This is a genomic window from Vreelandella titanicae BH1 (assembly GCF_000336575.1).
In the GTDB taxonomy this organism is placed as follows: domain Bacteria; phylum Pseudomonadota; class Gammaproteobacteria; order Pseudomonadales; family Halomonadaceae; genus Vreelandella; species Vreelandella titanicae.
In genome coordinates this window covers 150,355-164,337 of sequence record NZ_AOPO01000001.1, presented here as the reverse complement: position 1 = coordinate 164,337, position 13,983 = coordinate 150,355, and the positions used below count along the sequence as shown (strand labels likewise).

Here is a 13,983-nt window from a genome sequence, read left to right as displayed (position 1 = left end):
AACAACTCATACGTGGCGCAGGTACCAGTCGTACTCCATGGCGCTGACTTCACGCATGGTGTCGGCGCGCTCTGCTTGGCGGTTGGCAATGAATACGTTAATGAAGTCTTCGCCAAGTTGTTCAGCGAGTACGCGGCTGTTGCCCAGCAAGTGCAGCGCATGAGCCCAGCTGTTAGTTAACTGAGGTGCAATTTGCTCATAGGCGTTGCCGATGATGGGTTCGGTAGGTGCAATCTGCTGGTTTAGGCCATGGTGGATGGATGCCAGCACGGTGGCCAGTAAAAGGTAGGGATTTACGTCGGCACCCGCTACACGATGCTCTATTCGTCGGGCTTCTTTTGGGCCAGCGGGAACGCGTATTGCCACGGAGCGGTTGTCGTAACCCCAGGTAGGTGCCATGGGCACATAGAGCCCTTCCTGAAAACGGCGGAAAGAATTGAGATTGGGAGCCAACAGTGCCATGGAGTCTGGCATCAGTTCCAACAGCCCTCCTACAGCGTGTTGCAGTGCTGTGCTCTCCAGCGGGTCGTCGCCGTTTTCGGCAAAGATATTATGCCCGTTGCTATCTACCAGACTGACGTGAACATGGGTGCCGCTACCGGCTTCTAGACCGTAAGGCTTGGCCATAAAGGTAGCCTCAAAGCCATGCTTTAAGGCAACGCCCTTGATCAGTCGCTTGAGCAGCACCGAGTGGTCGCAGGCACTTAACGCATCATCCGTATGAATCAGGTTGGCTTCAAACTGACCTGGTGCGCACTCTTTCAATACCGTATCCAACGGCAACCCCTGCGCCTGGGCGGCACACTGCAAGTCATTGATAAATTCAGCGTACTCGTCTAGCTCCAGCATCGAATAAAGCTGGCTTTGAGTAGCCCGCTCGCCGCTGGAAGGGGATTGAGGTGGCTGAATCAAGTTTCCTTCGTCGCGTAAACGATCGACCAGATAAAACTCTAGTTCAAGGGCGACGACGGGGGTTAAGCCACGGTCGGAGAACTGCTCGAGAATACGCCGCAGTATTTGGCGAGGATCGGCAAAAAACGGCGAGCCATCCATCTCCTCCATGGTCATCAATAGCTGGCCATACTGGTTGTTATCCATCCAGGTGACCGGGTTGAGTGTGCCGGGAATGGCGCGACATACGCGGTCACCGTCACCGCTGGAAAGCCCAAGCCCGGTCTCTTCCACGGTGTTGCCATTGATGTCCAACGCAAATACTGAAGCCGGCAGATAAATGCCTTTTTCAAACACTTTGGCGAGGTTGTCGCAAGGAATACGCTTCCCTCGGATGACACCGTTAAGGTCGCTGATCAACAGGTCAATAGTGGTGATGTCTGGGTGCCGGTCGAGAAAGTCCGAAGCTACGTTTTGAGCGTCTGTGTCATTGGCAGAGGACATACGTTGTACCTTATTTTTATGCCGTGTTAGTTGTGTTTCTGCTAACAGTATCCTTGCGGTGTCGATCGTTTCTGTCAATTATTTAATAACAAAAATCGTATAAATATTTATGCTCCGTGATGTATGTATTTATTTATTGTATTTTTATCAGTTATTTAGCGTATTTTTTGGCAAAAAAGTCATTTTACGCTTGGAAAATAAAACGAGCCACGCTATGTTGAGTTGAGTGTTGAATAAAACATAACAACCGACAAAGTGTATTGACTATGCAAGCAACGCATTCTTCGCGCCCCCTGGTGGGTGTTATCGCCTGCTGCCGAGAGGTGGAAGGTCATCCTGCTCAGATAGTGACCGATAAATTCCTACAGGCGCTCTACCACTACGACGTCACGCCGGTGATTCTTCCTGTGTTAGCCGCCGATATGTTAACGCCTGATCAGCGTGCCGAGCAGGCCATCGCTCTGTTGGGCAGCCTGGATGGCTTGATGCTAACCGGCAGTTACACCAACGTCGCTCCTAATCGCTATGGTGCCGAGCGCGCCCCAGAGAATACCCGGGATGACGCACGGCGCGATGAAGCGGCGCTTTGCTGGGTGCATGAGGCGTTACGTCAGGCGTTGCCTTTATTTGGCATTTGTCGAGGCTTTCAGGAAATGAACGTCGCCCTGGGGGGCACGCTTCACCAAGCCGTACAAACGCTACCAGGCATGCTCGATCATCGTGAGCCGCCCGCTGATGACATGGCGGGCCATTATGCACCCTCCCATACGGTAAAAATTCGCGCTAATGGTGCCCTGGCGGCGCTCTATCGCGGCGAGCATGCTGAGGTGAATTCACTGCACCAGCAGGGGATTGATCAGCTTGCGTCGGGGCTGGAAGCAGAAGCCTGGGCACCGGATGGGTTAGTCGAAGCGGTCTCCGTGCGCGGCGCCGCCGCGTTCGCACTAGCTGTTCAGTGGCATCCGGAGTGGCGCCCTAAAGAACACCCTTTCTATGATGCACTCTTTCAGGGCTTTGCGACGGCCTGCCGTCAGCATCGTACCCAACGCGCCGCCCAGCTTGCTGCCGGCTGAACGCTTGTTGCAACGATTTGAGCAGGAACTGACCTATGCAGACCCAGGATTACCAGGCGTTGGATCGCCAACATCACCTTCATCCATTCACCGACTTTAAATCGCTCGGCGCAGAGGGTAGCCGCATCATCACTCATGCCGATGGGGTATACATTTACGACAGCCAGGGCAATCGTATTCTTGATGGTATGGCGGGACTTTGGTGCGTCAATCTCGGTTACGGGCGTCAGGAGTTGGTTGAGGCAGCCACCGAGCAGATGCAGCAGCTGCCGTATTACAACAACTTCTTTAAAACCACCCACCCACCGGCAGTGAAGCTGGCCGCCAAGCTAAGTGAGTTGGCTCCCGAGCATATCAATCATGTGTTCTTCACTGGATCCGGTTCCGAAGCCAACGATACCGTGCTGCGCATGGTGCGACGCTATTGGGCGATCAAAGGCAAGCCGGAAAAGCAGTGGATCATCTCGCGTGAAAATGGTTATCACGGTTCTACCGTGGCGGGTATGAGCCTTGGCGGCATGGCGCCGATGCATGATCAAGGTGGCCCTTGTGTGCCGGGAATTACCCATATTTGCCAGCCTTACTGGTTTGGGGATGGTCGCGACATGAGTCAGGAGGCCTTCGGCAAGCAGTGTGCCCAAGCGTTAGAAGAGAAAATCCTGTTATTAGGTGAAGACAACGTAGCGGCTTTTATTGCCGAGCCGGTGCAGGGCGCAGGTGGTGCGATCATTCCGCCGGACAGCTATTGGCCTGCGGTGAAAGAAGTGTTGGCTAAGTACGATATTTTGCTGATTGCCGACGAAGTCATTTGCGGCTTTGGGCGTTTAGGCGAGTGGTTTGGCAGTACTCACTATGGGCTAACACCTGACCTGATGCCGATTGCCAAGGGGCTGTCGTCGGGCTATCTGCCCATTGGCGCGGTGCTGGTGGGAGATCGCGTGGCCGATACATTGATAGAAGAGGGAGGTGAGTTCTTCCACGGCTTTACTTACTCCGGCCACCCGGTCTGTGCGGCTGTTGCGCTTAAAAACCTCGAACTGATGGAAAGTGAGCAAGTGGTCGACAACGTTCGCAATGACCTGGGCCCTTATCTGGCTAAACGCTGGCAGGAACTGGCTGAACATCCGCTGGTGGGTGAGGTGCGTTCGTTAGGCTTGATCGGCGCACTGGAACTGGTCGCTGACAAGAGCACTGGCGAGCGCTTCGATAAATCCCTTTCCGTAGGCAATCTGTGCCGTGATTTGTGTTTCGAAAGCGGGCTAGTGATGCGCTCAGTGGGCGACACCATGGTGATGTCCCCGCCGCTCATCATCACGCACAGTGAAATTGATGAACTGGTGAGCAAAGCGCGTTTGGCACTGGACAAAACAGCCGAAAAGCTGGCGATAACACACCCCATGGAGAGTGCATAATGGCGGCAGATAACACGAAAACCCTAGCCGACTGGCAAGCAAAAGCAGCGTCACTGAGCTTTGAAACGCGCGCTTTTATCAATGGCGAGTTTGTGGCTGCCGCAGATGGCAGCACACTGACCAGTATCAACCCTGCCTCCAGAAATGTTCTTGCTGAAGTGGCCAGCTGCGATGCACAAGATGCTGAGCGCGCGACGCAAGCGGCCCGTGCAACCTTTGAAAGCGGTGTCTGGTCACGTTGCCACCCGAGTAAGCGCAAGCGAGTGCTGCTGCGCCTCGCGGATTTGGTAGAGACGCACCGCGATGAGTTGGCGTTACTCGATACGCTCGATATGGGTAAGCCGATTTCCAGCTCGCTAGGGGATTTGGCAGGCACTGTAGCGTGCTTACGCTATCAGGCGGAATGTATCGACAAGCTTTATGGCGAAGTGGCACCCACTGGAGATCGTGCGCTAGGGTTGGTGCTACGCGAGCCAATGGGGGTCGTGGCGGCTATTGTGCCATGGAATTTTCCACTGATGATGACGTCCTGGAAGATTGCCCCGGCACTGGCCGCGGGCAACAGCGTGATTCTCAAACCGTCGGAAAAATCGCCTTTGTCGGCGCTGCGCTTGGCGCATCTTGCCCAGGAATCCGGTATTCCTGACGGCGTATTTCAGGTTTTACCCGGTTACGGCCATACGGTGGGCAAAGCTCTGGCGCTCTCCATGCAGGTAGATTGTCTGGCGTTTACCGGCTCCACGGCTGTGGGTAAACAGCTCATGCAGTACGCTGGACAATCCAACCTGAAACGCGTGTTTCTAGAGTGCGGTGGCAAAAGCCCTAATATCGTTTTCGCTGACTGCCAATATCTCGATGCCGTCGCCCAAAGCGCTGCGGAAGCTATTTTCCACAACCAAGGCGAAGTCTGTATTGCCGGTTCGCGACTGTTGGTGGAAAACAGTATTCGCAAGGATTTTGTGGCCCGCGTGGTGAAAGCTGCTGAGCACATGCAGCCAGGAGACCCGCTCGACCCGGATAGCTTTATGGGCGCCATGGTCGATGAAGCGCAGTACCAACGGGTACTTGATTATATTCGCCAGGGCGAGAGCGAAGGCGCCACGCTGAAGCTAAGGGGTGAAGCCAGCGATTCCAATGGGTATTTCCTGGCGCCGACGGTTTTCGATGATGTTACTCCCGATATGCGCATTGGCCGCGAAGAAATCTTTGGCCCAGTACTGAGTGTGTTCGGTTTCGACAGCGAAGAGCAAGCGATTGCACTGGCGAATGATAGTGACTTTGGACTCGCTGCTGGTGTTTGGAGCCAGGATATTGACCGCATTATGCGGGTCTCGCGGCGCCTGCAATCCGGCCAGGTATATGTGAATAACTGGGCGGGTATCGATCAGACAGTGCCTTTCGGCGGCGTGAAGCAGTCGGGCAATGGGCGCGATAAATCGCTTCACGCGCAGGAGAAATACTGCGAAGTGAAGACGGTGTGGATGTCGCTAAGCGTTTGAACCATCGAAGTTCGTAACGAGCTTCGCCTGGGTACTTCACTCTTTATTGATTCGATTCAATAGCGCTAGGTGTCACGGCAAATGCCGTGCCCCCTCGCCGAGGGGGCCTTGTGCCTGAAAAACCAATAAAAACAAGCATAACAATGATCGGAGTCGCCATCACTGCAATGATTTCCTAACGGAAATACGACGACCAATAATCAAACATTAAGTGAGAACATTATGTCGACTGACCACACTGCTAAGGAAGACCAAGAAACTCCCCGCCCAAGTTTAAAAGCGACCATGATACCGATTGTGTTTATGGCGGCATCATTGGGCGTATTTATTGGTTACTTCGAGACGGATCCGCACTTGCCACTTTTTTTGAGTGCGATTGTAGCGACGATAGTGGCTATTACGACGGGTAGCCGCTGGAAGCATCTCGAAGCGGGTATTTTACGTTCCATAGGCCTGACCACACAGGCGATTGTGATTCTAATCATTATCGGCACCATTATTGGCTACTGGATTGCCGGTGGGATTGTGCCCACCATGATCTATTACGGGCTGAGCATTTTGGCACCAGACTACTTTTTGGTTGCGGCGTGCTTGATCTGCTGTTTGGTATCGTTGGCTGGTGGTAACGCCTGGACGGCGGCAGGCACTATTGGTATCGCCCTGATGGGCGTCGGTGAAGGGCTAGGCCTTAATCCGGCGATGGTAGCAGGTGCTGTGATCTCTGGGGTTTATTTTGGCGACAAGATTTCTCCGCTTTCCGAAACTACCAACATGGCGCCAGGTGTGGTCAGTGTCGACCTGTTTGAACACATTCGCTATATGCTCTACACCACGGTTCCGGCGCTCGCGGTGGCGCTAGTGCTTTACACCATTATTGGCCTGAACATGACGCCTTCAGGTGATGGTGCGGCACAAGTAGCCGAGTTGCAGCAGAGTCTAGATGAACTGTTTATGATCAGTCCCTGGCTGCTGCTGGTGCCTGCGGCAGTTATCGTGATGATGGTCAAGAAGGTGCCGGCCATTCCTGCCCTTTCTGTTGGTTCGCTGATGGGTATTGTTTGCGCGATTGTGGTTCAGGGCGTACCTCTAGGTGATAGCTTTACTATTTTTGTGGAAGGCTACGCGGTAGACACTGGAAACACCACGGTGGACGACCTGCTGACCAACGGCGGTGTTAGCGCCATGATGTGGACTGTTTCGCTGATCATTATCGCGATGAGCTTTGGCGGGATTCTTGAGTCGGCGGGGTTCTTTCGTACCATCGTGGAAAGTCTGCTCAAACTGGCCAAGACCACTGGCAGCCTGATTGCTACTACAGTGGCGACATCGATGGCCGCTAACGTAGTGGGTTGCGATCAGTATCTAAGTATTATTCTTCCTGCCCGCATGTATGCCAGCGAGTACAAGCGTCGCTCGCTGAAACTGAAAAACCTGTCTCGCACGGTAGAAGATGCTGGCACCATGACGTCGCCTCTGGTGCCTTGGAATACCTGTGGTGCCTTTATGTTTGCCACGCTGGGCGTCAGTGCTTTCAGTTACGCGCCTTATGCCTTTCTAGCGCTGCTTAGTCCGTTATTTGCTATTCTTTACGGCTTTACCGGCTTCCGAATTGCTTACGAAGACGAGCCGCAAGAGGCTGAAGTGGTCGTGGGATTGGCTGATGCTCGAAGTACTTGAGCTGACCACGACGATGCACACCGACTAAGCGAATTATCTTTTGTAGAAAGCGATCATTTAATTAAGTTTTTGCCCCACAGCCGTGGGGTTTTTTTTGCGCTATTATGTGCCCGTCAATAGACCAACAACGTAATTTACTTATTGATAGGGAGTGAAAAAAAGCATGTCGGATGACGTGGGTGCGAGCTTGCGCTCCTTGCGCAAGCAGCGAGGGATTTCACAACGTGAACTAGCAAAGTTGTGTGGGGTTACCCACTCAAGTCTTTCGCTAATAGAGCAAGGAAAAGTTAGCCCATCCGTCAGTTCCCTGAAGAAAATCCTAAACGCCTTCTCTATGAGCGTCGGTGATTTTTTTACGATGGATCTGGATAGTCAGGAGCAGGTGTTCTATTCGGCGGATGATTTGGTTGATATTGCCTCTGGTGATATTTCCTTCAAGCTTGTCGGGGCAAATCGTCCTAACCGTGCCTTGGCTTTTATGGTTGAGCGATACTTACCGGGTGCTGATACTGGGCAAGCCATGATTACTCACTATGGTGAAGAGGCTGGTGTTGTCGTGGAAGGTGAGATTGAAATCATTGTTGGAAGTAATACGAGGCGCTTAGGGCCAGGTGAATCATACTATTTCAAGACAAGCACTCCGCACCGTTTCAGAAACATTGGCGATGTTCCCTGCAAAATAATTAGCTGTGCTACGCCAGGTAAGGCGTTCTGATAATACTGGTTTGTATTGTGCGGCAATTGTCGCAGTAATGATGTCGTGCAAATCGTTTGGGCACGGCCTCAACGCTAGCGAGTGAGTAGGAAGATCCCCTGAAAAAAGTAGAAGACCCCAATACCGGTCACGATCCAGCGCGTCCAGGTGCGGAAGTTGGCATCGGTGAGGCGGTGTAAAATGCGGTTGCCGGTGTGGGTGCCAAAGATCGCAAACGGCGCCGCTAGCAGCACAATGCCCCATTCGCCGGTACTAAGCGCCATGGCGGCGCCGAGATAGAAGATGATTTTAATGCTGTGCGCCACTACCTGAATCATTGCCTTGGTCGCCACGACTTGGCGACGATCCATGCGTGAGCGCACAAAGAATATATCGATTAGCGGCCCGGAAACCCCTGCGGCTATCGTCAAACTGCCAGAGGCGATGCCGCAGCACAGTGCGTGGCTGGCGCGGTTGGCATCCAGGTGAAACCAGCGCTTGGGCAGCCATACCAAAATCGGCATTAGGCCAATCAAAAGTGAGACGCTGGCGGCATTGGGGCTGTAGTTGAACAGCAGAAGCAGGCCCGCGGCGCTTAGTACACCCAGCGTCATAAAAGCGACGATAGGCCAGACAATATAGCGTCGCGATAGCCATGCTCGCGACCCATTCGCGGTGAGCTGTATAACGCCGTGCACCGCCATCGCCGTGCCCGCGGGAAAGATCAGCAGCAGAAACCATAGCAGTACCAATCCGCCCGCCATACCAAACACCCCGGAGAGCATCGAGGTAAAAAACACCACGCTAACCAGGGCAGCACCCATCCATAGTGACATCGTCAGCTTCCTTAACTACGACAGAATGGCCAGACCTGGTAAAACTTGCGGCATTGAAACTCCGCTTCGCAAGCATTGAGCTGGGCTTGGTAACGGTTAGCGCGAGCAGCTACTTGTCTCCCCGCACTCAATACCTGTGGTTTGCCGCGGAAAGTTCCCCGCTGGTAGCCGCCCGCGCCTTCGTGGTAGGCGTAGTAGAGGTGCTCAGGATTGGTTAGCGATATGCCTGCTTGCTGCTGGGAACGACGGTTGTACCAGCCAATAAAATCCGTGGCGTGTTTCATATGAGTACGCCGGGCAAACAGACTGCCCGCTTGATCCTCATACTCCCCCCAAACGGGGTCTTGGGCCTGGGCGTAGCCTTTGGCAGAAGAGGGCCGGGGGCCGGGGATAAAGCCTAGATAGTACTTGCGATCCGGGCGGATATGGCTACGAAACGAAGACTCCTGCTGAATAAACGCCATCTGGGTGGCGATCGGTGTGCCCCACTTCTCCTCTGACTCCTGGGCATAGTCGTACCAGCTTGGCTGCTCGCGGAATATCTCGCAGATATTGCTTTGATCCTGAGGCGGGTTGGGCGCAAAGGTGGCGCAGCCCGAGAGCAGGAGCACAAGACTTAGTGATGCCCAGAGGCGAAGCCTAGCGAAAGCAGCCGAAGAGGCGACGATGAAATTATCAACAGGGTGACGCATAAAAGTCCTTGTGTATAAACCGTTCAAAGCTTGTGGATAAGGTGTTGAGAAACACTTCCTTCCTTACCTGTGCGCTATTAATAACGCCTAGCGCAGCAGTGCTTCCAGGCTGCGACGCAGGCGCTGTGCTTCACGCACCAGCGTTTCCCCTGATAGCATGCCGACGCCCATTACTAAGCCGACGCGCGGATCGGTTGGTGCACACACTGGGCTTAATGGACGCACAATTAAATGCTCTTTCAGCAGTGACTGAGCGATTCCCACATCGTTAACGCCCGGCTCAAACTCGACGCAAAGGCTAATAGCACTGCTCGGTGGCGAAACGCTGCGCACCTGCGGCAGCGAACGTAGTTGATCATGCAGCACCTGTTGGCGCCCTAGATAGTCGCGTTGAATGCGCCGACACCAGGCATCCAAATCACCATCAAAAATAAATTGTGCTAGTACGGCCTGATCCAGCATGCGTCCTTCGCGGAATAGTTCACTGCGCAAGCGGTTCATTGGCCCCGCTAAATGACGCGGTACCACTAAATAGCCTAAGCGCAGTCCTGGAAACATCATCTTGGAAAACGAGCCCACCAGCAAGTGGCGCTCCGAGTGCGGGTCAAAGAGCAGATTGGAGTGGTCGTCGCGGTTAAACTCGTAATCATCTTCGACAATATACGCGGGCGCTAGGGCATCGCATAAGCGCTGTTTATCCACCGCACTGGTAGGCACGCTGAGCGGGTAATGGTGCGAGCCGGTCAAGTAGGCCAGTTTGACCGGGCCAGGAGCAGGCGGAAGCATGTGCCCCTGACCTGGCAGCCACGCCACCGGTTCGATTTCCAAACCTGCGGCGGTAAAGACGTTGCGCGCTCCCCAGTAGCAGGGCGACTCCATGGCAACAGTGTCGCCCACATCAGCCAGTGCCACGGCGCATAGCTCAATGCCGTTATGGGTACCGTCAGTGATGATGATCTGTTCCGTGTCGCAACTAATATTGCGCCAGCGCGCCAGAAAATCGCGTATCGCGCGCTTTAATGGGCCGTAGCCACCGGTGGAGTAGGAGAGCAGCAGGGCGTTTTGCGGCACCGTCACGCTGGCGTAGAGCTGCCGCCATTTACGCATCGGGAACTGGGCGATATCGGGAATGCCGGGCACGAAGGCGCCGCTTTGGATCATGCTAGCGCCTGGGCCATCCAACACCCGCTGGGCGCGTGATGAGAGCTGTGCATTGCCATGCAGAAGAGGGCTTGGCGTAACGGGGCGGCAGGTCCAGGTGCCTTGGCCGTGGGCGGTTTTAAGCAGTGCCTCCTCGAGTAGCGTATGGATCGCCAGCGCCAGGGTTTGGCGGGCAACGCCAAGGGCATCTGCCAACTGGCGATGGGAGGGCAGACGCAGCCCGGCAGGCCACTGCTGGGTAATGGCTTGTCGCAATGCTTGCTCAATACGCACCTGCTTACTCAACCGTTCCGGTTGGAGTGCATAAAGCTGTACAAGTTGGTGCACGACCTCCTTTCGATCCATCTGGACTCCCCTTAATCCCGCTTAACCCGCTAACGGCGGGCACTTAGACGAAAGCCGTATGAAAATAGTGCACCCTTTCGGTGCGCATGAAAAGTGGTCTAGTCGAACGCAAAAGTGGTGCGTTCGCGTTTTCTCTCCCGCCTGCTAGCGTGTGGCCATCCTGTTTGGCGAAACCGTTAAAAACATGCCTATTCAAAGAGAGGCTGTTAAAACAGGATCAGGATACTGCGCCCCTGAGCGCCTACGACAACATCCAATAACTCGCAGGACAATTTCAAATGACCACATCCTCATCACAACAGGAAGGGCTCGTCCGGGTACTCGCCCGTGGCGATGTATTAGCGCTGGCCTTCGGTGCCATGATCGGTTGGGGCTGGATTGTACTCACCGGTACCGCCATTCAATCCGCTGGCAGCCTAGGCGCCATTATAGCGTTTATTATCGGCGGTTTAGCGATTGTCTTGGTTGGCCTTACCTATGCTGAACTTGCCGCTGCGATGCCCAAAGTCGGTGGCGAGCACGTCTACAGCTACCGCGCCTTGGGCCACTTACCTTCTTTCTTGTGCACCTGGGCGATTATTCTAGGCTACCTAAGCGTGGTGGCCTTTGAAGCGGTAGCACTTCCCACAGTGATTGAACATCTGGCGCCCAACTATGCCGTCGGTCATCTGTGGACGATTGCCGGGTGGGAAGTTAAAGCCACCTGGGTAGCGGTAGGTGTAGGTGGCTCGTTGGTCATGATGATCATCAATTACTTCGGTGTGACCACCGCGGCCCTGCTGCAAAAGGTAGTGACTGGGTTAATTCTGCTGGTGGGGGTCATGTTTGTCACCGGTTCGCTGTTTGAAGGTGAAACCATCAATATGATGCCGCTCTTCACCCAGGCCGATAGCGGCGTGTTTGCAGGCATTGTGGCGGTACTGGTGATGGTGCCGTTCCTATTTGTGGGCTTTGACGTTATTCCCCAGGCGGCGGAAGAGATCAACCTGCCCTATAAAGCCATTGGCAAAGTACTGATGATGTCAGTCATTCTGGCGGTGGTGTGGTATGCGCTGATTATTCTGGCGACCAGCCTGGCGCTCAACAGCACTGAACTGGCGGCCAGTTCACTGAGTGTGCCGGACGCCATGGGAAGCCTGTTTAACGCCGCGTGGGCCAGCAACTTAATGGTCATGGCGGGTATTGCGGGCATTATTACAAGCTGGAATGCCTTCTATATTGGCGGTTCCCGGGCAATCTATGCCCTCGCTAAAGCAGGCATGCTACCTGCGCCGTTTGCCAAGCTGCATCCTCGCTACAGAACCCCTACTAATGCCATCTTTATGATGGGCTTTCTCTCCTGTTTGGCGCCCTTCTTTGGCCGCCCAGCATTGGTGTGGATCGTTAATGCGGGTGGCTTGGGCATCGTATTGGCCTACCTGTTTGTGGCGATCTCCTTTGTGTTGCTACGGGTGCGCGAGCCGGATATGCCCCGCCCATTCAAGGTAAGTAACGGCAAGCTGTGCGGCACCCTCGCTATCATTCTTTCTTTCGGTATGGCGTGCCTCTACCTGCCCGGTAGCCCGGCGGCACTGAGCGTCGCGGAGTGGACTATCTTTGCTGGCTGGGCGGTGCTGGGCATCGTGCTTTACGTGCATGCGCTGCGCACCTACGGGCGTGACTACAGCGATCGCCATATGCAAGTGGATCTGTAAGCCGTCCTACGAGATTTCTGGACTTAAGCTTTTTAGGAGCAACGTATGAGCTTTATCGAACAGTGGTTGCACGATGCGGTTCCAGCCCTGGTGGGTGGCGAGTGGCGTACAGGTCAACAAACCTTTGCGGTGTATAACCCCGCCACCGGTGAAACCATTGCCCGGGTGGCGGATATGGGCGCCGATGATACCCGTGACGCCGTGGCCGCCGCCTACAACGCTGGCGCTGCCTGGCGGGCCACGCCGGTCAAGCAGCGCTCGGCACTGCTACGGCGCTGGTTTGAGCTTATTAACGAACACGCCGACGACCTGGCCCGTCTGATGACCCTGGAGCAGGGCAAGCCGCTGACGGAAGCCAAAGGCGAAGTCACCTACGGTGCGTCGTTTATCGAGTTCTTCGCCGAAGAAGCCAAGCGTATGGCAGGAGAAACCCTACCAAGTCATGGCGCGGACAAACGCTTATTGGTTCTGCGCGAGCCGGTAGGTGTGGTGGCGGCAATTACCCCATGGAACTTCCCGCTGGCGATGATTACTCGCAAGTGCGCCCCGGCCCTGGCGGCGGGCTGCACCGTGGTGATCAAGCCCGCCGAAGCCACGCCGCTCACCGCGCTTGCCGCCGCTTACCTGGCGCTGGAAGCGGGCCTGCCTGCAGGCACCATTAACGTGATTACTGCCTCAAAACCGGCAGCGGTGGGTGAGGTGCTCACCACGGATTCACGGGTGCGCAAAGTCTCGTTTACCGGCTCCACCCCGGTGGGTAAGCACTTGCTTGCCCAGTGCGCCAGTACAGTGAAGAAGGCCGCCATGGAGCTGGGGGGCAACGCGCCGTTTATCGTGTTTGACGACGCCGATGTAGATGCCGCTGTTGATGGCGCAATCGCCTCCAAATTCCGCAACGCTGGGCAAACCTGCGTATGCACCAATCGCTTCCTGGTGCAGGACGGCATTTACGATACGTTTGTCAGCAAGCTCACCGAGCGAGTGAACGCACTGAAGGTTGGCGATGGCCTGGCGGATGGCAGCATTATCGGCCCGCTGATTAACCAAGCAGCGGTCGATAAAGTGCAGCGCCATGTGGACGACGCAGTGAACCAGGGTGCTCGGCTGCTCTGCGGTGGTAAGCCTCACGCCGCAGGCGAGCGCTTCTTCACTCCCACGGTGCTGGCGGATGTGACCACCAAGATGGCCGTGGCCGACGAAGAGACCTTCGGCCCGGTCGCGCCGGTGTTTCGCTTCCAGCGCGATGAAGAAGCCATTGCCATGGCCAACGATACACCCTTTGGCCTGGCGGCTTACTTCTACGCTACGGATTACCGCCGCATCTGGCGCACCATGGAGCAGCTGGAGTACGGCATGGTCGGTGTGAATGAAGGGTTGATCTCCACCGAGTTGGCGCCGTTTGGCGGCGTTAAAGAGTCCGGGTTGGGTCGCGAAGGCTCCCACCACGGTCTTGATGAATTTACTGAACTTAAATATGTCTGCGTTGGCGGTTTATAAGGAAAGCT

11 protein-coding genes are annotated in these 13,983 nt (G+C 55.0%); 7 read left to right on the top strand and 4 right to left on the bottom strand.

The window, feature by feature from the left end:
- Window positions 1–6: 6 nt before the first annotated feature.
- The gene (locus HALTITAN_RS00675) at window positions 7–1,395 is read right to left on the bottom strand and encodes a glutamine synthetase family protein (RefSeq protein WP_039857349.1); all 1,389 of its coding nucleotides are present in this window, start codon (window positions 1,393–1,395) and stop codon (window positions 7–9) included.
- A 266-nt stretch (window positions 1,396–1,661) separates the two neighbouring features.
- Here HALTITAN_RS00675 and HALTITAN_RS00670 point away from each other — a divergent pair, with 266 nt between their 5' ends.
- The 5 genes from HALTITAN_RS00670 to HALTITAN_RS00650 all read left to right on the top strand — a co-directional run bounded on the left by HALTITAN_RS00670 (window position 1,662) and on the right by HALTITAN_RS00650 (window position 7,771).
- On the top strand, window positions 1,662–2,468 hold the full coding sequence (locus tag HALTITAN_RS00670; protein ID WP_035538738.1) for a gamma-glutamyl-gamma-aminobutyrate hydrolase family protein: 807 nt from the start codon (window positions 1,662–1,664) through the stop codon (window positions 2,466–2,468).
- Between the two features lie 35 nt (window positions 2,469–2,503).
- A complete protein-coding gene (locus tag HALTITAN_RS00665; protein ID WP_009285938.1) occupies window positions 2,504–3,880 on the top strand; it encodes an aspartate aminotransferase family protein in 1,377 nt (458 codons plus the stop codon).
- The gene (locus HALTITAN_RS00660) at window positions 3,880–5,379 is read left to right on the top strand and encodes an aldehyde dehydrogenase (RefSeq protein WP_009285937.1); all 1,500 of its coding nucleotides are present in this window, start codon (window positions 3,880–3,882) and stop codon (window positions 5,377–5,379) included. Before HALTITAN_RS00665 ends, HALTITAN_RS00660 begins: the two co-directional genes overlap by 1 nt.
- Window positions 5,380–5,601: 222 nt before the next feature.
- A complete protein-coding gene (gene nhaC, locus HALTITAN_RS00655; RefSeq protein WP_009285936.1) occupies window positions 5,602–7,056 on the top strand; it encodes a Na+/H+ antiporter NhaC in 1,455 nt (484 codons plus the stop codon).
- A gap of 163 nt (window positions 7,057–7,219) precedes the next feature.
- Window positions 7,220–7,771: a cupin domain-containing protein gene (locus HALTITAN_RS00650; RefSeq protein WP_027957081.1), complete on the top strand. Its 552-nt coding sequence runs from the start codon at window positions 7,220–7,222 to the stop codon at window positions 7,769–7,771.
- A gap of 74 nt (window positions 7,772–7,845) precedes the next feature.
- Here the strand turns inward: HALTITAN_RS00650 and HALTITAN_RS00645 are convergent, their stop codons facing one another.
- The 3 genes from HALTITAN_RS00645 to HALTITAN_RS00635 all read right to left on the bottom strand — a co-directional run bounded on the left by HALTITAN_RS00645 (window position 7,846) and on the right by HALTITAN_RS00635 (window position 10,784).
- A complete protein-coding gene (locus HALTITAN_RS00645) occupies window positions 7,846–8,586 on the bottom strand; it encodes a sulfite exporter TauE/SafE family protein (protein WP_009285934.1) in 741 nt (246 codons plus the stop codon).
- A gap of 11 nt (window positions 8,587–8,597) precedes the next feature.
- On the bottom strand, window positions 8,598–9,278 hold the full coding sequence (locus HALTITAN_RS00640; RefSeq protein WP_039857347.1) for a transglycosylase SLT domain-containing protein: 681 nt from the start codon (window positions 9,276–9,278) through the stop codon (window positions 8,598–8,600).
- A gap of 87 nt (window positions 9,279–9,365) precedes the next feature.
- Window positions 9,366–10,784 carry an aminotransferase-like domain-containing protein gene (locus HALTITAN_RS00635; RefSeq protein WP_009285932.1) on the bottom strand — a complete coding sequence of 473 codons (1,419 nt, stop codon included), beginning with the start codon at window positions 10,782–10,784 and terminating at the stop codon, window positions 9,366–9,368.
- Between the two features lie 278 nt (window positions 10,785–11,062).
- Here HALTITAN_RS00635 and HALTITAN_RS00630 point away from each other — a divergent pair, with 278 nt between their 5' ends.
- Complete coding sequence (locus HALTITAN_RS00630; RefSeq protein ID WP_009285931.1) at window positions 11,063–12,478, top strand: APC family permease; 1,416 nt, start codon at window positions 11,063–11,065, stop codon at window positions 12,476–12,478.
- A gap of 45 nt (window positions 12,479–12,523) precedes the next feature.
- Entirely contained in the window at window positions 12,524–13,975 is a 1,452-nt protein-coding gene (locus HALTITAN_RS00625) for an NAD-dependent succinate-semialdehyde dehydrogenase (protein ID WP_009285930.1), read from the top strand.
- The last annotated feature ends 8 nt before the right edge of the window (window positions 13,976–13,983 follow it).